22 protein-coding genes are annotated in these 22,025 nt (G+C 34.5%); 7 read left to right on the top strand and 15 right to left on the bottom strand.

Features of this window, described 5'->3' with window-relative positions; all coding sequences use genetic code 11:
• Positions 1-39: 39 nt before the first annotated feature.
• Complete coding sequence (locus OPR58_RS01170; RefSeq protein WP_265022820.1) at positions 40-504, top strand: hypothetical protein; 465 nt, start codon at positions 40-42, stop codon at positions 502-504.
• A 77-nt stretch (positions 505-581) separates the two neighbouring features.
• Here the strand turns inward: OPR58_RS01170 and ccmE are convergent, their stop codons facing one another.
• The 10 genes from ccmE to OPR58_RS01125 all read right to left on the bottom strand — a co-directional run bounded on the left by ccmE (position 582) and on the right by OPR58_RS01125 (position 8,904).
• A complete protein-coding gene (gene ccmE, locus OPR58_RS01165; RefSeq protein WP_265022819.1) occupies positions 582-974 on the bottom strand; it encodes a cytochrome c maturation protein CcmE in 393 nt (130 codons plus the stop codon).
• A complete protein-coding gene (locus OPR58_RS11385) occupies positions 958-1,095 on the bottom strand; it encodes a CcmD-like small membrane protein (RefSeq protein ID WP_458694758.1) in 138 nt (45 codons plus the stop codon). The genes ccmE and OPR58_RS11385 overlap by 17 nt, the downstream gene beginning before the upstream one ends.
• Positions 1,092-1,928 carry a biotin--[acetyl-CoA-carboxylase] ligase gene (locus tag OPR58_RS01160; protein WP_265022818.1) on the bottom strand — a complete coding sequence of 279 codons (837 nt, stop codon included), beginning with the start codon at positions 1,926-1,928 and terminating at the stop codon, positions 1,092-1,094. Before OPR58_RS01160 ends, OPR58_RS11385 begins: the two co-directional genes overlap by 4 nt.
• A 4-nt stretch (positions 1,929-1,932) precedes the next feature.
• Positions 1,933-3,318, bottom strand: a complete 1,386-nt coding sequence (locus tag OPR58_RS01155) for an NADH-quinone oxidoreductase subunit N (RefSeq protein WP_265022817.1) — start codon at positions 3,316-3,318, stop codon at positions 1,933-1,935.
• The gene (locus tag OPR58_RS01150) at positions 3,315-4,757 is read right to left on the bottom strand and encodes a complex I subunit 4 family protein (protein ID WP_264376130.1); all 1,443 of its coding nucleotides are present in this window, start codon (positions 4,755-4,757) and stop codon (positions 3,315-3,317) included. Before OPR58_RS01150 ends, OPR58_RS01155 begins: the two co-directional genes overlap by 4 nt.
• A gap of 3 nt (positions 4,758-4,760) precedes the next feature.
• Positions 4,761-6,608, bottom strand: a complete 1,848-nt coding sequence (nuoL, locus tag OPR58_RS01145; protein ID WP_265022815.1) for an NADH-quinone oxidoreductase subunit L — start codon at positions 6,606-6,608, stop codon at positions 4,761-4,763.
• A 4-nt stretch (positions 6,609-6,612) separates the two neighbouring features.
• Positions 6,613-6,921 carry an NADH-quinone oxidoreductase subunit NuoK gene (nuoK, locus tag OPR58_RS01140; protein ID WP_010404075.1) on the bottom strand — a complete coding sequence of 103 codons (309 nt, stop codon included), beginning with the start codon at positions 6,919-6,921 and terminating at the stop codon, positions 6,613-6,615.
• Positions 6,912-7,499, bottom strand: coding sequence for an NADH-quinone oxidoreductase subunit J (locus OPR58_RS01135; RefSeq protein ID WP_029237644.1), 588 nt, complete (start codon positions 7,497-7,499; stop codon positions 6,912-6,914). The genes nuoK and OPR58_RS01135 overlap by 10 nt, the downstream gene beginning before the upstream one ends.
• A gap of 64 nt (positions 7,500-7,563) precedes the next feature.
• Complete coding sequence (locus OPR58_RS01130; protein WP_265022814.1) at positions 7,564-8,115, bottom strand: hypothetical protein; 552 nt, start codon at positions 8,113-8,115, stop codon at positions 7,564-7,566.
• A gap of 120 nt (positions 8,116-8,235) precedes the next feature.
• On the bottom strand, positions 8,236-8,904 hold the full coding sequence (locus tag OPR58_RS01125; RefSeq protein ID WP_265022813.1) for a hypothetical protein: 669 nt from the start codon (positions 8,902-8,904) through the stop codon (positions 8,236-8,238).
• 170 nt (positions 8,905-9,074) lie between these two features.
• On the opposite strand from OPR58_RS01125, the gene OPR58_RS01120 reads away from it, so the two are divergent.
• The gene (locus OPR58_RS01120) at positions 9,075-10,988 is read left to right on the top strand and encodes an ATP-dependent helicase (protein WP_265022812.1); all 1,914 of its coding nucleotides are present in this window, start codon (positions 9,075-9,077) and stop codon (positions 10,986-10,988) included.
• A 42-nt stretch (positions 10,989-11,030) separates the two neighbouring features.
• Here the strand turns inward: OPR58_RS01120 and OPR58_RS01115 are convergent, their stop codons facing one another.
• Entirely contained in the window at positions 11,031-11,786 is a 756-nt protein-coding gene (locus OPR58_RS01115) for an alpha/beta hydrolase (protein WP_007302377.1), read from the bottom strand.
• Position 11,787: 1 nt separating this feature from the next.
• Positions 11,788-12,312 (bottom strand): c-type cytochrome, encoded by a 525-nt coding sequence (locus tag OPR58_RS01110; RefSeq protein WP_007302376.1) that lies wholly within the window; start codon positions 12,310-12,312, stop codon positions 11,788-11,790.
• A gap of 299 nt (positions 12,313-12,611) precedes the next feature.
• On the opposite strand from OPR58_RS01110, the gene ruvA reads away from it, so the two are divergent.
• The 3 genes from ruvA (at position 12,612) to OPR58_RS01095 (ending at position 15,665) form a co-directional block, all read left to right on the top strand.
• Positions 12,612-13,184 (top strand): Holliday junction branch migration protein RuvA, encoded by a 573-nt coding sequence (gene ruvA, locus OPR58_RS01105; RefSeq protein ID WP_007302375.1) that lies wholly within the window; start codon positions 12,612-12,614, stop codon positions 13,182-13,184.
• Entirely contained in the window at positions 13,181-14,170 is a 990-nt protein-coding gene (gene ruvB, locus OPR58_RS01100) for a Holliday junction branch migration DNA helicase RuvB (RefSeq protein ID WP_265022811.1), read from the top strand. The genes ruvA and ruvB overlap by 4 nt, the downstream gene beginning before the upstream one ends.
• A 268-nt stretch (positions 14,171-14,438) precedes the next feature.
• A complete protein-coding gene (locus tag OPR58_RS01095) occupies positions 14,439-15,665 on the top strand; it encodes a hypothetical protein (protein WP_265022810.1) in 1,227 nt (408 codons plus the stop codon).
• 386 nt (positions 15,666-16,051) lie between these two features.
• Here OPR58_RS01095 and OPR58_RS01090 read toward each other — a convergent pair whose 3' ends face one another.
• A complete protein-coding gene (locus tag OPR58_RS01090; RefSeq protein WP_139686762.1) occupies positions 16,052-16,345 on the bottom strand; it encodes a GIY-YIG nuclease family protein in 294 nt (97 codons plus the stop codon).
• A gap of 559 nt (positions 16,346-16,904) precedes the next feature.
• Here OPR58_RS01090 and OPR58_RS01085 point away from each other — a divergent pair.
• A complete protein-coding gene (locus tag OPR58_RS01085) occupies positions 16,905-17,093 on the top strand; it encodes a hypothetical protein (protein ID WP_108784110.1) in 189 nt (62 codons plus the stop codon).
• Between the two features lie 29 nt (positions 17,094-17,122).
• The gene (locus tag OPR58_RS01080; protein ID WP_265022809.1) at positions 17,123-18,586 is read left to right on the top strand and encodes a hypothetical protein; all 1,464 of its coding nucleotides are present in this window, start codon (positions 17,123-17,125) and stop codon (positions 18,584-18,586) included.
• Positions 18,587-18,753: 167 nt separating this feature from the next.
• Here OPR58_RS01080 and OPR58_RS01075 read toward each other — a convergent pair whose 3' ends face one another.
• Together OPR58_RS01075 and priA are read right to left on the bottom strand one after the other, a co-directional pair.
• The gene (locus tag OPR58_RS01075) at positions 18,754-19,539 is read right to left on the bottom strand and encodes an ankyrin repeat domain-containing protein (RefSeq protein ID WP_265022808.1); all 786 of its coding nucleotides are present in this window, start codon (positions 19,537-19,539) and stop codon (positions 18,754-18,756) included.
• A 115-nt stretch (positions 19,540-19,654) separates the two neighbouring features.
• The gene (priA, locus tag OPR58_RS01070) at positions 19,655-21,976 is read right to left on the bottom strand and encodes a replication restart helicase PriA (protein ID WP_265022807.1); all 2,322 of its coding nucleotides are present in this window, start codon (positions 21,974-21,976) and stop codon (positions 19,655-19,657) included.
• Between the last annotated feature and the right edge of the window lie 49 nt (positions 21,977-22,025).

Raw genomic sequence — 22,025 nt, 5'->3', positions numbered from 1 at the left:
AATATAACTGAGTTAATTTTAAAATTTTATGGAGCTAACATGAGTAACAACAGTAAACAAGAAAGCGAAAATAACTTTGAAGCAATAAACCAAATGAGCGCTTTCAACTTTAAAAAAATAGACCATATAGAAGTTGCAGTTAAGCCCACAAACTTTGAGGACGTTAAAAACAAGATTGCATCGATTTATTACGTCAATCAAGTTATGGATAAGTTAGTCTGCGATTTAAACGAGAAGTTTGTTGTTGACTTAAATGCCTCACTTATGAACAACATAGCACAACTTCGAGAAGAGTTTCTTGATATAAACCAACGCTTGGCCAAAGGTTTATTTAATTTGAATGAGTTAATTCAACAGGATGGATTTATTGATAATAATAAAGAATATAGAACATGGGCAGAAGAACTTGATCACCTAAGGGAAGAAGTTGAAGGATTAAAAGCAGCAATAATTGACCATAATAACGTAGAATGGGAAGCACCAACTCACTCTGATATATTATAGTAGTTAGGAAAGTAAAAGCTTGCTAGCAGGCTGTTACTCTCTCTACATATCGTTTCAATACAGCTGCATTAGGGAATCTATTTTAAAACTTTCGGCATATAGTTCTCATCATGTTTTGCAAACACCGTATCTGCAAGAAAGGTACTATTATCAAACATTTTACCTTGCACAACAATACCACTTTTTTCTGAAAACATTGGTGGAAGTATTCCCTGATATTTCACCATAACGCTCTTATTAAAATCTGTCATTTGAAAAACTACTTCGCTTTCGCTCCGTATCACGCTATTTTCAACAACCATTCCACCAACACGGATTGGCTTTTGATGACTTGGCAAAACTATAGCTTCACTTACTGTATAGAAAAATGAGATATTTTCTTTGAGCGTCGTTAAAATAAAAAAGACTATGCAGCTTAAAAAGCAGAAAATTCCTGAAGTTATAAGTAATCGCTTATGTTTCTTCTTCATTATTATCTTTCAGGCTTTCTAGAATTTTTTTACTTTTAGTATAGCAAGAAATGGTAAAAATCAGTTCTCCGGTAATCAACGTAAGACTAATAAGGTAAGCAAAAATCACATACGTGTTCATAATATATCATTAATAAATAACTCACCTGCATCAAAATAAATTAAGCTTTCATCCTTTTTCTGCAACACCAATTTACCACTTTTATCTATATCAGCAAAAATTCCTTCATACAATTTGTCAGCTAACTTTACACTGATTTGCTCATTCATTTTGAATGCTTTTTTCAACCACATTTCTCTTATAGCATAAAACCCATCAAATAGCCATTGCTTTCTTAGCTTATTAAAGTTTATTATTAATTCTTTTAACAGATCCATGTGAGACACAGACTCATCGTAATTGCTAATGCACGTTGTGCCTGGAAGTGGCGCATGATTGACATTAATTCCAATTCCTATAATGAGCCAATTTGAATTGGATTTTTTTTCAAGCAATATTCCGCTTATTTTCTTGCCATCGATTAGAATGTCATTTGGCCATTTATGTTGAAGATTGAGATCGTTTATGAATTGATCTCGTGTCATCCCAGTGCTTTGACACTGGGATCCAGAAGAAAAAGTATGGATTCCAGTGTCACGCACTGGAATGACACCGCAGTGGGTTTGATTATTCAAGAAATTTAACGATAATAAAGTATTTCCAACAGCAAGAGCAGTCACAAAAGTCAATTCTGTCAATTTGCTGACATCCTTTTCTTGGTTAATTATCAAACTCGCATAGAGATTACCCTCTGGAGAAATCCAGCTTTTTCCAGTGCGTCCCCTGCCTTCTGCTTGTTTATCAGCAATAATGACAGTTTCATTTGATATCCCTTTCTCAATTAAACCCAATGCTTCTTTATTAGTACTTGGAACTTCTTTGTAATGATAAATACGAAAACCTTCAAGGATCACCTTGTCAGCCCTTTAGTTTAATGAGTGAGTCAAGATCTTCTACACACAAGAAAAGAACGAGATTGATCAGTGAAACCACTGAAGTGATAATGAATAGACCCTTAGAATAAGCAACCTTATTACCACTAGCTTTATCAAAATACATAACTTTCATGATATTTAAATAATAGTAGCATGATATCACACTCGCTATTACAAGGATCAAAGACAGGCTGATAAAGCCAGAATTTATTAAACTTTTGAATATAAAAAATTTAGCGATAAAACCTGCAAGTGGAGGTATTCCCGACATCGAGAGTAATAGTATAGAAAGATGGAATGCTAAAATTGGTTGCTTTTTTCCTATACCAGATAAATTTGCAATATCACAATCATCATCGTCAATTTGTACGAGATATGAGAATAGCCCTATGCTTGTGATGATATATATCACCAAATACATTAAGGCACTATCTGTTCCTGCTTGTGTAAAAATAGAAAGTGAAGCAAATATAAAACCAATGTGACCAATTGAACTGTAAGCAAACAGCCTTTTTAAGTTTTGCTGACGCAAGGCCCCAAAAGCTGAGATAAGCACAGACAATGCTGAAACGTATAAGAAAATAGGCTGAACATAACTTTTTACATTTACTAACTCTTCATTCATCAATCGAATTAAAAATGTTACAAGTGCAGCTTTTGGGGCCGTAGAAAAAAACGCAGTTACTATGGTAGGTGCACCTTGATAGACATCTGGAGCCCACATATGAAAAGGAGCAATAGCAAGCTTGAAACACAAACCAATAAGGATAAAAACTAACCCAAAAACTATTCCATAAGTTATCTGATGGTTTTGCAAGAATGAACCGAGCTCAGAGAAATTGACTTGTCCTGTATATCCATAAAGCAGCGACATTCCATATAGCATAATGCAGGAAGATAGTGCACTAAGTGTAAAATATTTCACTCCTGCTTCACATGAATAAGCTGAATCTTTATTAAAGCTCGCAAGAACATACAAAGATATACTCATCAACTCAAAAGCTAAATAAAAAGAAATCAGACTATTTGCTGAAACCAAAGTTATCATGCCAAATAGCGCAAAAAGAATCAGTATTGAAAATTCATATTTATAGTCATATTTTGATAAATTCAGCATCAAAAGTATTAAAATTCCTGTGCTGAGAATTAACCCTTGGGCTGACCTGATGTATAAATTGAGTTTTAACAACGAATTAAAGAGAAAAATTTCATTGTTTTCTGCCGAAATAATTAAAATAATCAAAGTTACCACTGTGCAGCCAAGTGCTAATAAGTTGATAGTTCGGCGGTTAAATATAATTCCAAGCAGTAGCAACACTAACGAGGAGATAATAGAGAACATTTCCGGCAATATCTGTATATAATTCATAGCGCATTATATTTGACTAACAAATTTGCCATACATGGCTTCAAATAATTCAGTGCAAGGGTTGGGTAAAATCCAAGCAAAATAACAAACACTGCAAGCAGAATTAAGACAGAAAATTCTATGCTATCCAAGCGATTATTTAATAATTTAGAATAGCTAACCCCCCATATTATTTGCTTACATAAATTCAGCATATAAACTGCGCTTAAAATAGTGCCAAGTGCGATAAATCCTGTAAAAAACCCTATGCTCTTAAACATTCCAACCATAGCCAAAAACTCACCTATGAATCCAGATGTTCCAGGTAGCCCTATTGAAGCCATTGAAAATAAAATGAACATAAAACCAAATTTTGGCATTGTGTTTACTATGCCAAAATACTTTGCAATCTCCAAAGTTCCAGTTCGAGTATATAGCATTCCAACACACAAAAATAAAGCAGCAGAAATAAGGCCATGACTAATCATTTGAAATATGCTACCCAGTACTCCTTCCTCACAAAATGAAAAGAGGCCAGCGGTAACGATCCCCATATGTGCTATTGAAGAATAAGCTATTAACTTCTTTATATCATCTTGAGCAAACGCAACTAGAGAAGCATATATCACCGCAATAATGCTCAGCACAACAACGAAATTTGAAAAATACAAACTTGCCTGAGGAAGCATTGGAATAGAAAACCTTAAAAATCCATATCCCCCCATTTTAATAAGCAAGCCAGCTAAAATCACAGACCCAGAAGTTGGTGATTGCACATGTGCATCAGGAAGCCAAGTGTGAAATGGAAACATCGGTACTTTTATTGCAAAAGAAATAAAAAATGCAATCCACAGCAATGACTGCACTTCAAGATCAAGGCTTGGCACTAATGTAGCTAATTTTTGTATACTAAACGTTCCAAAAACACTATAGATGTATACTAACCCCAGTAGAAATAATAATGAGCCAGTTAATGTATAAAGAAATAACTTAAACGTCGCATATATCCTTTGCTTCCCTCCCCAAATGCCAATAATAAAGAACATTGGTATTAAGACAGCTTCAAAAAACACATAAAAGCTTATAGCATTCAGTGAAACGAAAAAACCGACTACAAAACTCTCAAGCAGTAGAAATAATGCCATATAGGCTTTTAGGGTCGTATAACTCATTTTGCAATTATAGAGCATACAAATAACAAACAAGAAAGTTGTAAGCAGAAGGAAAAGCAACGATATTCCATCCACCCCTATTCCAATATCTCTTACTGGATAGCTGACAAACTGAAAGTCCGCATCGTTATAATCAAATTCTATACAAGCTACAATGCTAAGCAAAAATGGAAGTACAGCAAAAAATAGGGCAAGGAATCTTAAGTGTATAGATTGATGATTAATCCTGATCGAGGATAAAATCAACGCTCCTATCAGTGGAAGCAAGAATATACTAAGTAACAACACCTTCTATTTAATTCCAATAATATATAAAGCACCGATTATTAAAGTAACAAACATAATAAATGCATAATCAAATATATAACCAGTTTGTAACTTTATAGAACTTTTTGAACATTCATTAACCAACCTTACAACACCATTTGGTCCAAATGAATCAATAGCCTTAACATCAAACTTCAATAGAAGCCTAGATATAAACCTTATCGGTGCAATTATAACAAACTCATACACCTCATCAAAGTACCATTTATTCTGCAAAAACTTAAGTAAAAATTTACTCTTAATTTGCCTAATTACTTGATATTGGTAAATTAGGTACGCAAGTGCTATTCCACTTAGGCTTGCTAAGGTTGGCAGTAGTTTTATAAAGAAATTATGAACTCCATGCTCATCAATCATCACTAAACTTGATTTCCAAAACGCATTACTAGTTATGTTCAAAATATTTGCTCCCCATATTCCAGAAAATACTGATCCAAAAGCGAGTATCAGTAATGGTATAAGCATAATCTTTGGTGCCTCATGTATATTAATTTTACTTTGTTTTTGGCTGTGGAACACAAGAAGCAATAACCTCCAAGAGTAAAACGCTGTGAAGAATGCAACAACTAAGCTTATTACAAAAGCAAAGCTATCCGTGCTATAAGCATGTTCAATTATCAAATCCTTTGAGTAAAAACCTGCAAATGGAAATATTCCAGAAAGCGCAAGAGATCCAATCCACATGAGAGTATAAGTGCAAGGGATTTTCTTCCAGCAATTTCCCATTTTCTGAATGTTTTGCTCATGATGCATTGCATGAATCACATTGCCAGCACCAAGAAATAGTAGAGCTTTAAAAAAAGCGTGTGTCATTAAATGAAAAATAGCAACATTGTAAGCAGAAAGCCCACATGCCATGAACATATAACCAAGTTGACTGCAGGTTGAATAAGCAATTATTTTTTTTATATCGTTCTGAGTAATCGCAACCGTAGCTGCAAAGAAAGCAGTAAGTGCCCCAACAATAACTATTAATTCTCGTGCCACATTTGATAGCTCAAATAATGGAGAACATTTTGCTACTAAAAATATACCTGCTGTTACCATCGTTGCTGCGTGAATGAGTGCAGAAACAGGGGTTGGCCCTTCCATTGCATCTGGCAACCAAACATGTAAACCAAGCTGTGCAGATTTACCCATACAGCCAATAAAAAGTAATATGCATATTATATGAGTTACTTTGAATTCACAGCAGAATGCTCTAATGTTCTGCGTGCCAAGAAGATCAGTTGTATCAAAAACTTCAGTAAAATTCAAAGAGTGAAATGTATAATAAATAAGAAAGATTCCAATCAATAGTGCAAAGTCTCCTACCCTATTCACAACAAATGCTTTAATTGCTGCATTATTTGCAGAATATTTTTGGAACCAAAATCCTATGAGTAAATAAGAACACAGGCCAACCCCTTCCCAGCCAAAAAAAAGCTGCACGAAATTATCGCTTACAACCAGCACAATCATGCAAAACGTAAATAGCGATAGGTAAGAAAAAAACCTCGACTTCCCTTTGTCATGCTCCATATAACCGATAGAATAGAGGTGGACTACTAGTGAAACGGTGGTAATGACAATAAGCATTAAGGATGAGAGAGCATCCACACTAATTGCCCAATTTACTTTTAATACACTTAATGAAAATAGAGGAAATAAACTCAAGTGATAATTTTCAGAGAAGGTGAGAAAAACATACCAAGATAAAACTGCAGATATTCCAATCCCTGCCGTTGTAACTAACTGACTTTTTCTAAAAAATGCTCCAAACAATGAACCAAAAAGTGGCAGAAATACTATTAATTTCAGTATATCCATCATACTTTCATTCTTTCATTAAATTTGCTTGTTCAACGTCTATATTGCCACGGCTTCTATAATATACAACCAATATTGCAAGCCCAACTCCTGACTCTGCTGCCGCAACAGTCAACACAAACATCACAAAAATTTGCCCAACTATATCATTCATAAAGGCAGAAAAAGCAACTAGATTGATATTAATTGCCAGCAATAATATTTCTATTGATAACAGTATATTGATTATGCTCTTACGGTTAATGAAAATACCACACACGCCAATAGTGAACAAAACAGCAGCAATTATCAAAAAGTGATTTAATCCTATTTCCATTCCACTCCTTTTCCAAATTTAGCCTTAATCAATTTTACAGATGAAGATTGTGTCAATTGCTTTAACACGTTCTGTTTTCTAACTCCTTTTTTCTTTTCCTGCAAAGTAAGAGCAATTGCACCAACAATTGCAACAAGCAGCAGAATACCAGAAAGATGAAAAGCGTACATGTAGTCAGTGTAGAGCAAATTACCGATAGCTTTCACGTTATTGTTATTATAGTTTATAACATTGCTTATATTCGGTTCTGAACTGCGAATTACAAAGCTGATGATTAGAAAAAACACAACACATAATATAGCACCAAGAGTGAAATGCTTTGCAAAACCCTGATGCAATCTTATGTAGTCAATATCGAGCATCATGACTACAAAGAGGAATAACACTGCAACTGCACCGATGTATACTATCAGCATCATCATAGCGATGAATTCAGCTCCAAGGAGAATAAAAAGAACTGCAGAATTAACGAAGGTGAAAATTAAAAATAATACTGCATGCACAGGATTCCTTACACTAATTACGCATACAGCAGATAAAATGCTAAGAATTGCAAAAAAATAAAAGAAAAAAGGCATTAACGTACTACTTTCAACGCTACTTACCTAATTAAAGCACTATTACAATAAAGTCAATATCATATTAGATATTTGAAACTCTACCCTTACTTAACCATTGAGGGGTAAGCACTTCTCTCAAGGCGGTCAATGTATCTATTTCTGGCTTTTTTTCCTTCTTTTTACTGACTTCTTCATAAATTTTTGCAATACCAAGTATTAATGCACTAATTACAGGGACTGCTATAAAGACTCCTCCAAGAACTGGATTACCTGTAGCACATAACATCACTCCAATTGCTATAAAACCGACAACAGCAACACCTAAAGCGCTATACATACCTGCATTATCATAAGGGTTTTGCAGTTCGTGAGAGGTTGTTTGTAATTGGCCACTATTCATATCTATTTTAGTGCCAGCTGAAGGAACAGCTAATCCTTCTGTTCCTTCACGCTTTAGTGGTTTACAGCCTCCTGGTGTAGGTTGGGTGCCTTGTAAATCATTCTCAGTATCGCCTGGAAAAGATTCCTTAGACTGCAAACTTACTTCTGCAAGTGCTGTTGTTTTAAGATTTTGATCTTGTATTATGTTGATAGGAGGGCTTAGCTCTTTATATTGCTTTAATGATGGTTCCATGAGATCTTCAATGTTACCCAATATTTGTTTAAAATTTCCATGGTTAATCTTTAGCAATTCTTTTACACAATGTATCAGCTTCCATTCATGAATAGATTTTCCTAGTTTACTAGGTTTATCCTAAATATCACCTACAATAACATTATTGACTCTAATAAGCAGACTTACATGGATATCATGATTAAAGTTATTTTTTGAATGAATAATTAAATTCCTTAATTCTTTTAGCTTATTATCGTAAGCCTCTTTGTCATATTGTTTAGCTGTATTTTTATCTGAAGTAGCATAAAGAGATTGAGGGTTTTTTTTACGCAATCTTTTAGTTCTTGTTTTTTTCTCGTATTTAATTTTAATGCCTTTTATAAATTCGTTGGTTTCTTCAGTCATTTTTATTTGCACCTTTTCAGCAAAATATCTGACCAATACAATATGACTTTTCATCCTATTTGACGCTCTAGATTTATCCTCATCAACATACGATTTTAACTCCTTTATAATCTCTTCAGGATTATTAAAATGCTTAGTTAGGTATTTGATAAATTTGAGGTCTGTTTCCGTATCACTTTTTAACCTCTTTTTATTTTTATCCTCTAATTCTTCGAGTTCTTTTTCTAACTCACTGATCTCTTTTTTTAACTCCTCTATAGCCTTGTGAAACTCCAGAGATATCAAGTGATCGATCCAGCCATACCAGTCATATTCAGATTTATCTTCTGATAGCTCATTGTGGTCTGCAAAACGCACTTTTCTTTGTTGTAATTGTTCTTGACCATTTAAATTAGCAAACATATTTATTATCTATTTAATATTATTAGTATATATTTCAATATTACCTAAAATTTTAACATTTGTCAATCCAGGCACCTACTGTTTGAAATAAACTGGAAGCAAGCAACAAAAACTTTACAGAGCGCAAGTAGTAAGATTAACTTACTGCAGCTATAATTTATAGGGCTACAATGAACGATTATCTCTCGCTGCTAAATCCAGAACAACAATCAGCTGTAACTAACATAGATGGACCAGTTTTAATACTGGCAGGAGCTGGAACGGGAAAAACAAGAACGATCACTTCAAGAATAGCGCACATAATTCGAAATGGCTACGCTTACTCCGATGAGATCTTAGCAGTTACATTCACGAACAAAGCAGCAAATGAAATGATATCAAGAGTGCTTGAACTTACGGGCACAAATATACCATGGCTTGGCACCTTCCACGCAATTGCAGCAAAAATTTTACGTTATCATGCTGAAATTGTGGGCTTAAATTCCAATTTCACAATCATTGGTGTGGATGATCAATTACAGGTAATAAAAAATATTATTAATGAAATCAGCCCTGATTACCTATCAGAAAAATGTAAGACCATTATGAATATTATTCAGCAATGGAAAGAGAAGTGTTTATTGCCGTCTGAAGTGGAAGATGTTCAATCATTTAGGCAAGTATACGTGACTGCACTCAAAGTCTATCACCAATATCAGGAAAGGTTGAAATTTCTTAACTCTGTTGATTTTGGTGACTTATTGTTATATAACATACAACTTTTTAATCAAAAGACCGAGGTTCTGTCCTACTACCAAAACAAGTTTAAATATATTATGGTAGATGAATATCAAGATACAAATGCAATACAATATCTTTGGCTAAAATACCTTGCAAAAGAGCACTCAAATATTTGTTGTGTAGGAGATGACGATCAATCGATATACAGTTGGCGTGGTGCAGAAGTTGAAAATATTTTGAAATTTTCCGATGATTTTAAAAATGCAAAAACCGTTAAACTGGAGTGTAACTACAGGTCAACATCCCACATACTTGCAACTGCATCATATGTTATCAATCACAATAAGACTCGCTTAGAAAAAAAGTTGTGGACAACAAACATTGAAGGGGAAAAGGTAAATCTAATAAAATTATGGGACGGGAAAGCTGAAGCAAGGTTCATAAGCGAACAGATATTAAAGCTCAATAAATACAGATTTAGTGACATTGCAGTGCTCGTAAGAGCGACTTTTCAAACTAGAGTGCTCGAAGAGTATTTTATAAAATATTCAATTCCCTATAGGATTATAAGTGGCGTAAAATTCTACGAACGTCAAGAAGTAAGGGATATAATTGCATATTTGAGGCTTGTTACAAATAATAATGATGATCTCGCTTTTGAAAGGATCGTAAATCGTCCAAAAAGAAGCATAGGAGCTACAACTCTAAAGAAAATATACACGACTGCTCAGGATAACAAAATTTCTTTTTTTCAGGCAGCAAAAATATTGGTTAATAGTGATCAAGTAACCGAAAGAATTAAACTCTCACTAAATGATTTTTTAAATAAAATTAAAGCTTGGGAAGAAATAGTAAGCGTAAAACCACTGCATGAATTTGTTAAAATCGTAGCAAATCAATCAGGATATATGGAAATGCTTGAGAATGAAGGAGTGACGGGTTTAGCGCGAATAGAAAATGTTAAAGAGCTCATTTCATCTTTGAAGAATTTTGACAGCACTATAACCTTCTTGGAGCATATTAGTTTGGTGATGGAAGTGGATAATATGAATAGCGATGACACTGTATATGTTATGACTCTTCATGCGGCTAAAGGGCTTGAATTCCCGTGCGTGTTTTTACCTGGTTGGGAAGAAGGATTATTTCCTCATCAAAGATCTTTTGAAGATAAAAGTGGTAAAGCTTTAGAAGAAGAGAGAAGACTTGCATATGTTGGCATAACTAGAGCAAAAGAAAGGTTGATCATTTCATGTGCAGATAGGAGGGAAATTAATAATCAGTGGCAACCAGTGCGCACTTCTCGATTTATTAAAGAATTGCCAAGAGAAAATGTTGAGGTGATCAAGAATAGTGCCTACTGTTGAAGCTATAACTGCAGCTCTTACGACAAACACATCTGAATTACTTCAATTATATATTTCTCCTGGCAAAAATTCTCTGATGGTCTTAAATAAAATTTTCAGTGAATGATTATCAGACATGTTGTGTTCTGCTGATTTTATTAAGTGTACTTCAACGTCTGTTGACTTAATTTTTTCAGCTAAATTCAATGAAGTTTGATAAGGAACATCTTTATCATTAATGCTATGCAATAAGCGCACAGGACAGTTTATATCTATTGCTTCTCTGTTTAAAAGAAGGTTCTTTCTACCGTCTTCGATCAGATTTTTAGTTATTTTGTATGCACAATGCTCCGAAGTAAAATCTATTACACCTTTAGAACCTAGTTCTTCTTTTTGCTTGCCTGACAATTGCTTGAATATCAAATCTTCAGTAAAATCAGGAGCAGACGATATGCCGATTAATGCTGCAATTTTTTCTGGAAATTGAAGAGCAGTGAGCAGCATCAGCCATCCTCCCATACTTGAACCTATAATTATTTGTTTATTGCTAGTTAATTCACTTATCACTTTAGCACAATTTTTTTGCCAATCACTTATTGTATAATCAGCAAAATCACCGCTTGAATTACCATGGCCAAAATAATCAAAGAGCACAAGTGCTATATCATTTTCTTGGCAAAATTTGTAAACGGCAGTTGCTTTAGTTCCATCCATATTGGATGCAAAACCACTAAAAAAAACTATAGAAGCCTTCTTTCCTTGTAGCTTTCGATATGCTATATGGCCATTACTTCCATCGAGTAATTTACAATAATTCATACTACTTTGGCAAGGCAACCGGACTATCGCTCATCGAACGCAAATAGCTGACTAGATCTGCAATCTCTTGTGGATTGGAAATGCCTGCAAATGCCATACGTGTACCTTTTATGTAGGCTTTTGGATTTTTTAAAAAAGCAAATAACTCCTCATACTCCCATTTCCCACCTTTTTCAAGTAGTGCTTTTGAGTAATTGAATGAGCTGCCAAGATGGGCCTTTTTATTTCCAACCACGTTCCATAAGTTTGGCCCCACTTTATTCATTCCACCTTTCTCAAAACTATGACAAGCTATACATTTTTTTGCTGCTGACTTGCCTTTTTCAAAGCTAGCATTCTGCATGAGCTCTCCAATATCAAGTGCCACTTGTTCAATCTTTTGTTGAGGCTCATTGCTGGCTGCTACTATTGTTTGGTGTTCAATTTTATAATCCTCTGGGTTGTAGAGCATATCAACTACATTACTAACTATCATAATTATTAATCCAGAAAGTAAAATCGATGCTGCAATCTTATTAAGCTCCATAGTTAATTCTTATCAAGTAATGTTACTTAAATTATGCAAATATTTTCGCAAACAGTAAACAATTACCTTTATTTCACCAAAGATAGAAATTTCTATTACTTAGCTAAGTTAGGAGACTGCAATTCTATTTCTATCGGAGTAACTTGTGGTTCAATTACATAATGATCTGGAATAACATATTAAAATAGATTTCCTGCAAACTTGTCTGCAATGATTGAAACTGGAACCACTTCTATAATGTTCGTTTGCTTGACCTAAGATTCAGGAGCATTTAAACTGAATTTTATAAAGTACTAGAAATGATAGGAAATCTAAGAGGAATAGTTGATGAGGTGTGTAGCGATCACATAATCCTGAATGTGAATGATGTTGGCTACATAGTATATCTTTCAGCCAAAACTTTAAGTGCTTGTTCGATTGGAAGTAGAGTAAAATTACTTATCGACACTTATGCAAATAGCAGAGAAAACGTTACTCAGCTATATGGCTTTATAAGTAAAGAAGAACAGCAGTGTCTGCGTTTATTAGTTAAAGTGAGCGGTGTCAGCTATAAAACCGCAATGTCAATTTTGAGCAAATTAACTCCAGAGCAACTGTTTTTGGCAATTATAAATGAGGATAAACTAGCACTTAAGGTGAGTGGACTTGGCCTGAAACTCATAAATCGAATTATTACTGAGCTGAATGGCAAAGTAAGTAAATTAGAGATAAATAACAATCATTTTCACTCAATTAGTGAAGATGCTCTTTCAGCTTTGATCAATCTTGGATATGAAAGAACAAAAGCTTATGATACAATAAAAAAAATAGAAGATGAATCACCAAACTTGGACACTAAAGATATTATTCGTATGGCGCTTAAAACAATATGAAGTCAATATCATGTAGTAAGGAATACTCTGAAGATGTACGTAATTTAAATATCCGGCCTGAGCAACTTGATGATTTTGTCGGGCAAAAAGACTTAATACAAAATTTAAAAGTGTTTATAAATGCTGCACAGACGAGAGCTGAAGCTTTGGATCACGTATTGCTCTATGGTCCTCCAGGGCTTGGTAAAACAACTTTAGCACAAATTGTCTCTAAGGAGTTAAGGGTTAGCTTTCGTGCAACTTCTGGTCCATTGCTTAGTAAAGCTGGGGACTTAGCTGCAGTGCTCACTACTTTAAATGCAAAAGATGTTCTATTTATCGATGAGATCCATAGATTAAATCGTAGCATTGAGGAAGTTTTATATACTGCTATGGAAGATTTTTGCCTAGATATACTAGTAGGTGAGGGCCCATCTACCAGAACTTTAAGAATAGATTTACCACCATTTACACTGATTGGGGCAACAACACGGCTTGGACTGCTTTCTGCACCGCTGAGGGATCGTTTTGGTATTCCCCTGCATCTTGAGTTTTATTCTTTTGAGGAACTGGTTGATATTATAAAAAGAGGTGCAAGAGTTCTTTGTGCTGAAATCGAAAAGGATGCTGTGCAGGAAATTGCCTGCCGCGCCCGTGGTACTCCAAGAATTGCTTTGAGATTACTCAGAAGAATAAGAGATTTTGTTGAAGTAAAAGATGATAAAAAAATTACCTGTGAAATTGCCGGTTCTGCACTATCAAAATTGGGTATAGATAAAATGGGACTAAATAAATTAGATATGGATTATCTGAGATTTTTGTTTAACACCTCAGGACCTGTTGGAATTGACACCATATCTATTGCACTATCTGAAGATGTTTGTAATATTGAAGAAACAGTAGAACCTTATTTAATCAAGGTCAGTTTCGTAAAGCGCACACCAAGAGGACGTGTTTTAACTGATCAAGCAAAGGAATATCTCAGCATTAATTCAGTGGTATGCTAGTATTATACTATATTTTATAACATTGTATAGTATTACATTAAACATTATAATATTCTCTTATTATATGATTTGCAGGTGTTTTAGAGGCAAATAAGAAAGTCTTCTGTTATAGTGAATATGTTCTTGAAAAATTACGTAATATACGCTAGGCTGTATATAGTATGAATGTAAAAATATCAATAATTTATTGATATTTTTTAAGATTAATACTTATTAAATACTTCATATTGTAAGATTGAGTTATTGTATTTTATAGACTTAAGATAAAATGGTAAAAAGCTTTCTAAACAATTATAGAAACAGTAATTCAATTAATGGAGAAAAAGCAATGAAAAATTTTTTAATCAATAACAACGAAGAGGACGGTAGCTCAATCTTCATTAATCGAATCAGGGAGCAAGATCTCTCTGCAGAGCAGAAGCTCAATGAATTAAAAGGATTCATGGAGGAGCTTGCTAGGAAAGCTGAGCTCAAGAGAATAGAGCTTGAGCGTCAGGCTGCGAGTTGCATTGATGAAACATTATCTCAAGTAGAGCTACAGATACAAGATAATGAGGATTACTTTACTGATAATAATCAAGGGGTATTCGCAAATTTCTTTGAATCCCTCTTTAATCTTTTTGAAGTAAATGTAGATCCGAAAGTCTACAAAATGCTCAAGGAGAAGAAAGAGAAAAATCTGCTTCTTTCGATAATTAAGTTTTTGCGTGATAAGCTTAAGGAATTAGTTAAAAAGATCTTCAAAAAAGATTTAGATTTAAGTTGGGATAAAAAGCTAGACAAAGAGATAAAAGAATTGCAGGAGAAATTACTCAGTGGTGGGTTATCTCCGGAAGAGGAAATAGCAATACTCGAACGTTTGCAAGCGTTGCAAAATTTAAAATTGAAGCTTCAAACTTTTCTCGTGGGCTCAGTCATTGCAATGTTTGCAGAAATTTTTGCAGTTGATTTAGCAGCAGTAGTAGAGCAAGATGTAACTGAGGAAAAAAGAGACAAAAAAGCAGAAAAAACAGAATCAAAAGAAGTTCGTCAAGAAATAGAAACAAAAGTGAGTGAAATCACACCAATTTCTCTCTTTAATTTTTCATCTCAAGTTCCAATGCCAATTGTTCTAAACAAGCAAGAACGTGCTCTTTTACCAAAGCCTATAGAAAAATTAGTAGACACTCTACCTAAACCTGTTATAAGTCACAAAAATAGTGAAGTACAAAAACTGGAAAAAATGAATAAAGAAAAGAAAGAAGCAAAAGAAGAGAAAAATGAAAAACCAAAATTAGCTGTCTGTCCACCTGCTCCAAAGCAAAAGGAACACAGGAGAGTTAAAAGACAAAAATGTGATAAGGATACAAGGAGAACAAAGCTAAATGGATCTTCCTGCAAGAGAAAGCTTGGTGATCAGCAAAAGTCTAATGCTGCTGTGGAATTGCCAGGAGGATTAACTGAGGACGTAAAAGTTGAAAACCATGCTTCTTCAGTCAAAGAGAGAGGTGTGTAAAGGTTCTCTTTATTTGCGTGTGATTTTGGAGTGCTTTTTTTTAGTGTGTGCTGCTCCTCTTTTTGTCATTCTAATTTTAAAAGGGTGTCATCCCAGTGCCTCCTCTCTTGTCATCCCAGTGCGTGACACTGGTTTTTCATCTGGATTCCAGCATCAAGTGCTGGAATGACATGGCGGACAAGTAGCTCTCTCTTGTCATTTCAGTAGCCCCTTTGATGTCATCCCAGTCTGGGATCCAGAGAACTTAGTTTAAAAGAGTTGTTATTTCAGTTTAGGATCCATTTTCTCTTCTAGATTCCAGACTGGAATGACACCGTCTTGAATGGAAGCCAGTGCCAACGATGCGCCATATTGCAATGTTCGTACAGTTGTGTACTCAGACACTGTCATCCAGACACAATTTCATCATATAAATCTTTCCATTCTTGATTTGTTTTTTCAATTAAGTTTATTTTCCATTTTCTCTGCCAGCTTTTTAGGAGTTTTTCTCTACTAATTGCTAAGTTTATCTCTTGAAATTCTTCAAAATAGACTAGTTTACAAACATTGTACTTTGACGTGAAACCAGAGATGGCTTTGCTTTTGTGTTCCCAAATTCGTTTAGTCAAATTTGATGTTATACCTGTATATAGGGTTCCATTGCGTTCACTTGCAAGTATATAAATATAATAACTTTTCATATATAATAAATAAGTTTACTAGATTCCAGTGTCAAGCACTGGAATGACATTAAAGGAGCTACTTGATGACACCAAAGAGGCTATTCTTTGATACCAAAGAGGCTACTTGAATGACAAGAGAGGAAGTGCTGGAATGACATTCTCTTGAGTGCATAATGCACCAAAGGTTGTGTACCAAAAAGGTGTCATACCAATTTTAAAAGGCTGTCATGCAAGTTGCCCCTCCGTTGTCATCCCAGTGCGTGACACTGGGATCCAGAAAACTTAGTTTAAAAAAGTTGTCATTCCAGTTTAGGATCCATTTTTCTTCTAGATTCCAGCATCAAGTGCTGGAATGACATGGCGGACAAGTAGCTCTCTCTTGTCATCCAAGTAGCTGACACTGGGATCCAGAAAACTTAATTTAAAAAGTTGTTATTCCAGCACTTCTTCTCTCGTCATCCCAGTCTGGAATCCAGGAGTATAAAAATGGTGAATAAAATTTATGTTAAAAAACTGCTTGTGCTGACAATTGATTCTTAATATACTCATTACATAATAATTTAATTTAGAGGTTGATATGCATGGCAATAATGATCCAAATAAAAAAGTACCTGATTCAGGGAGAACAAGGATTTATAAAAAAGATTTAGATCTAAAGAGGATAGATAATTTTAGCGATAGAATTAAGCGTGAACAAGAGGAAATGAAGCAAAATCAATCAAGTAGTAGTAAGAGTGGTCAGGGCACCAGTAGGAGTGGTAAGTAATTATGTTAATTAATTAGAGAGGTGGTATTATGCCTAATAAAAGTGAAATAAATCGAGAATTAGTAAAAGCATTTAATAGTATTCTTCGTTTCAGTAATGCTGTTGTTACTAATTTTACTGTAAAGGACGATCATATTGTTATCTCGTTTGATAATAATATGACTCGTGATCGGCGCATAAAGTACCTGAGCAGTATGAAAGAAAAAATAATAGAAAGATTTTGTCCGGATGAAAGTATTCTTGATGATAATTTTTATACAAAGTTTTTTCCTTTTAACTTTGATCAAGAGAAATCGGCTGAAGATAATAAATTTTTGGTGCCAATGAGGAAAGAGGTGGTTTCTAATCTAAAGTTTTTGCTAGCCCATGAACTCGCGCGATTTGCAACAGATCTTATTAAAGAGCAAGAAAAAAAAGACAAAAAATCGGAACTAGGTTGTGAGGATCTATCAGATGATATAGAGGAGGAGATAGAAAATCATGTAGATTATAATATAATTGATGAAGTCTTTAATAAGGGATCTTATCTATATGGTGCGGAGTGTGTTGATAGAAATTTGCAACGTTCTTTTGTAGATTTGCTCTCATCGAGGATAACAGGTTATGAAAATGGTCCTAAAAAAACTAAGGATTTTTTAGAAGAGAAAGGAAATTATGTATATCTAAAGAAAAGCATTTTTGATAATCCTAAGCTCATTAAAGACATAGCAAAGCATGAATTATCCTTGCAGTGTCGTGATTTGCAAGTTTCAAGTACCGAGGATGAAATGAATGACACTCTGAAGTTCGCAGTTGTTGATTTAATTCGTAAAGCACTACCGCACCTACCAATTGATTCTATGTGGCATACTTCCCATAAAGAAAGTAAAGATGAGTTTTCAATTTTAGCTCCTGTTATTGATTGTGGTAATTACATAGAGTTTTTAAATGAAAAAGAAGTTGATCATATTAATAATAAGGTGTTTGGTGGTACAAAAGTATTGCGTGATGTAAAAGATGATATTGCAGAAAGAGGTCTGCCAACATATGGTGCCGAACGAATATATGCAATAGACTTTTTTAACCCAGACATTGCTTACTGTGTGATGGATAAGATCATAGAGAGCTCTGTAATCAGTAAGGATTATAAACTGTCCATTGATCCTGCACGTGTGCCAGCTATGAAACCACAAACTCTTGCCCCTTCTGAAGAAAAAGTAGGGACGGATGGACCAAGTGCAGATAGTGGTTTTGGTGATTCACCTAAGAATTCAGTTATAGGTAAATCACATGCTAAAAACTCAAGCAAATTCCTTAGGCCCGACTACTATGGTGAAGGTAAAGGTGGGGATGATGCTTCGGCTAAAGATAGTGGCTTTGGCCCTTCTTCAGCACGATCTTCTTTTAATAAGCCCAAAACAACATTTAACCAACCTTCTATATTACAGCCTGACCAATGTTCTGCAAAAAAGCAGACATCAACTAGTAAAAAATCAATTTGTTGTATTTTATAGCTAAAGGAAATTAGGCTATTCAAAGATGAATTGTGAATGAAAGGTTATGTATCCGTTTAGATGCATGTGAGACCAGTGCCTTCTTTCTTGTTATACAAGTAGCTGACACTGGGATCACACTTGATTATGCAAGAAATCTAATGTTAAAAAACTCACAGTTATTATTCTTATAGCATTGCTTCATTTGTATAAGCCTTTTCATGCTTGACAAAAGAGAGTTGAGGGTTAACAGCTTTTTCTATCGATTTAGCCTGTTTATAGTCTTGACTTAGGAAATATATAGACAGTCCAACTGCTATTCCAGCAACAAGAGCAGATACTGCGAGTGCGCATAATATAATAGTCATTGAAGGGACTAAAGCACCACCAACACCGAGTCCAATGCCAAGAAAAACGCCAGGTATAATGCCAATCAAACTATTACATCTAGCACTTTCTTTTTTCAATTGAGCTTGGTCTTGCATACATTTAATGAGTACTTTTCTTGTATTTTCTTGAGCTAAATCTAATGGAATTTTATTTCCTTTATTCTTTAACAAAGGATTTGTATTCTTCTGAAAAAGAACTTTTATTGCGTCAGTGTTATTACTTATAACAGCTTGGTGTAATAACGTCTCTCGATCTTGATCTTGATCTTGAAAATTGATCAATTTGTAGAAATACTGAGGAGTAACAAATCTATTCACCGCTTCATCTAAAATCTTCATCACGTCTTGAAATGATAATTTCTCTTTTTTCTTAGACCCTGTACTATCGTATACAATGCAGTGTTGCAAAATAAGATACACCATCTTTTTTCTCATATCTACAGTATCCTCTATAGATAAAGCTGATTTAAATAACTCCTTGTCAATAGGTATTTCGATATTTTTATCAAGAAATGCCTTCAATTCTTCAATTTTTTCTTGATACTTTATCCCTTGCCTACAGACGATTTCAAGTAAAGTATTCATACCATCTCCTTATTCTAGTTATATCAATAATATAATAAACTCTAATAAAAGTCAAATCATTGATTAAAAAATTAATATAATTAATTCTGTGAATGTCAAATAAATTCAAATAACATCAAAAAAAACTCACAGGATCAACATCTATTGTTACTGCAATATTTGAATTCAAGTTGTAATTTTTAATCCAATATTTTAGCTTTTTCTTTATAGATAAACTATGTTTATTGTGTATTTTGAGTAGCACTCTATACCGATATTTATTATTTAAGAAATTTATTGCTGCTGGTGATGGGCCAAAAATTTCGAGTTCTTTTTTTCTAGTCACGCACTGGAATGACAACGCAGAAGGAATAGTAGCTGAACATTGATCATGCAAAAAGCTTGTTATCTCACTTGCTGCTTTCTGCGTTGCAAATTGATCCTTACCGCAAACTATAAGCGCTATTAATCTACTAAATGGTGGCATTTTAGCTTTGCGTCTTGACTCAAGTTCAATTTCATAAAACAAATCCCTTTTTTGCTGCTGCAATGCTTTTATTATCAAACTTTCAGGATTATTAGTTTGCACTATTACCGTTCCTTTTTCGTTGAACCTCCCAGATCTACCCGCAACTTGATGCAATAATTGATACGTCTTTTCTGCTGCTCTAAGATCAGAATTTTCAAGTCCTAAATCTGCATTTATCACTCCAACCAAAGTTAACTTAGGGAAATTATGCCCTTTGGCAATCACTTGTGTACCGATTATAATATTCACCTCTTCCTTGAGCACTGAGTCAATGACGCTACCAAGCGACTTCTGATCGCTGCTGATAATCGCAGTTTTTGCACTTGGTATTAATTTCACTATTTCCTCAAGTAACCTCTCAATTCCCACACCATAAAGAAGCAATGACTGCTCACTTTGACAATTGGAGCATTTTTCTGGAAGTTTTGATTGATAAGAACAATGGTGACACAAAAGGACGTTCTTCTTTTTGTGGTATGTAAGCCAAACAGCGCAATTTGAGCAGGAAATTTTGTATCCACACTTTTTACAAACTGCAAGTTGCGCGTATCCCCTGCGGTTTAGAAAGAGCATAACTTGCTGTTTTTTCTCTATGGTTTGTTTTATCCCTTCGAAAAGCTCATTGGAAATCCATTGCTTATTATTCACTACTTTTATATGCGGTAACTCCGCACCACCGAATCGTTCGGTTAGCTTTACATGATTGTAATTCCCTTTTTTAACGTGATAAATTGTTTCAAGCAGCGGAGTAGCTGATGATAAAATTATTGGAATGTTCTCAATTTTGGCTAAGATAATTGCCATATCTCGAGCATTATATATAATTCCCTGTTCTTGTTTAAAGGATGAGTCATGCTCTTCATCAATGATGATCAATTTTAGGTTTTTATAAGGCAAAAAAAGCGCTGACCGTGCCCCAATAATTATCTGCGCACTTCCATTTGCGATACTGAGCCAATTATTTCGGCGAGCTTTTGGAGTAAGTCCTGAGTGCCACTCAGCTATGTTGCCGGATATCTGACTGCGAACACGATTTACTAATTGCGAAGTTAGAACAATTTCTGGCAGAAGGATAAGGACTTGTGCATTACCTCCTTCTGTTGTCATTCCAGTGCTTGGCAAAGGCAGTATGCTAAGTGTTACAGTGGGTTTTGCCTTAAATACAAAGGTGTCATTCCAGTGTTTATCCAGGAATTTTGATTCTAAATTAGGTATTGGTCTTAAATTAAAATAAACGTTTGTGATGAGATTATATGAAAAATTGGATCCCAGTGTCGGAGCACTGGGATGACAAGAGAAGAGGGCACCTGGATGACAAGAGAAGAGAGCATTGGAATTGCAAAAAAAGTAGGCACTGGGATGACGGGAGAAGGAAACACTGGAGTTACAGGAGAAGGATAGACAATGTTCGTAAATACTATGATTCTTAATTAACTGTGAAATTACAGAGAGATAAACTTCCGTTTTCCCAGACCCGGTTTCACCGTCAAGTAAAGTCACTGAATACTCATTCAAATTACTTATTACCTTATCGCGAGCTACTTGCTGTTCAGGGTTTAATTGGTAGTCTATTTTGCTTATTTCCTGCTTTTGTTCAGCATAAACTAGTTTATTTATTTGATTTACTTTTAGCACTCCCCCCATTATCACTTTCGCAAGCATACCAATAGGTATTACATTATACTGCGCAACCCACTCTGCAAATTCGATCAGTTTTGGTCTAATACTCGGTAAATCAATCTTTTGCTCAACAAATTTTAATTTCTGATCACTCTCGTCACTATATTTCCAAATTATTCCAATCAAACGCTTTCTGCCGAATGGCACCACCACATAATCTCCAATTGAAATTTCAGTATCTTTCTCAATTGCATATGAAAATAGCTGATCAATTGGAAGTGGTAGTAATACGTCAACTGTTCTTGTCATAAGTTAGCGCTGTTTTTAGATACATAAAGAAGCCTTAATGCTTTTTTCA

This window comes from Wolbachia endosymbiont (group B) of Ischnura elegans, from assembly GCF_947251585.1.
In the GTDB taxonomy this organism is placed as follows: domain Bacteria; phylum Pseudomonadota; class Alphaproteobacteria; order Rickettsiales; family Anaplasmataceae; genus Wolbachia.
Note: the sequence above shows the minus strand (reverse complement) of the source record. Positions and strands in the feature narration are given on the sequence as shown.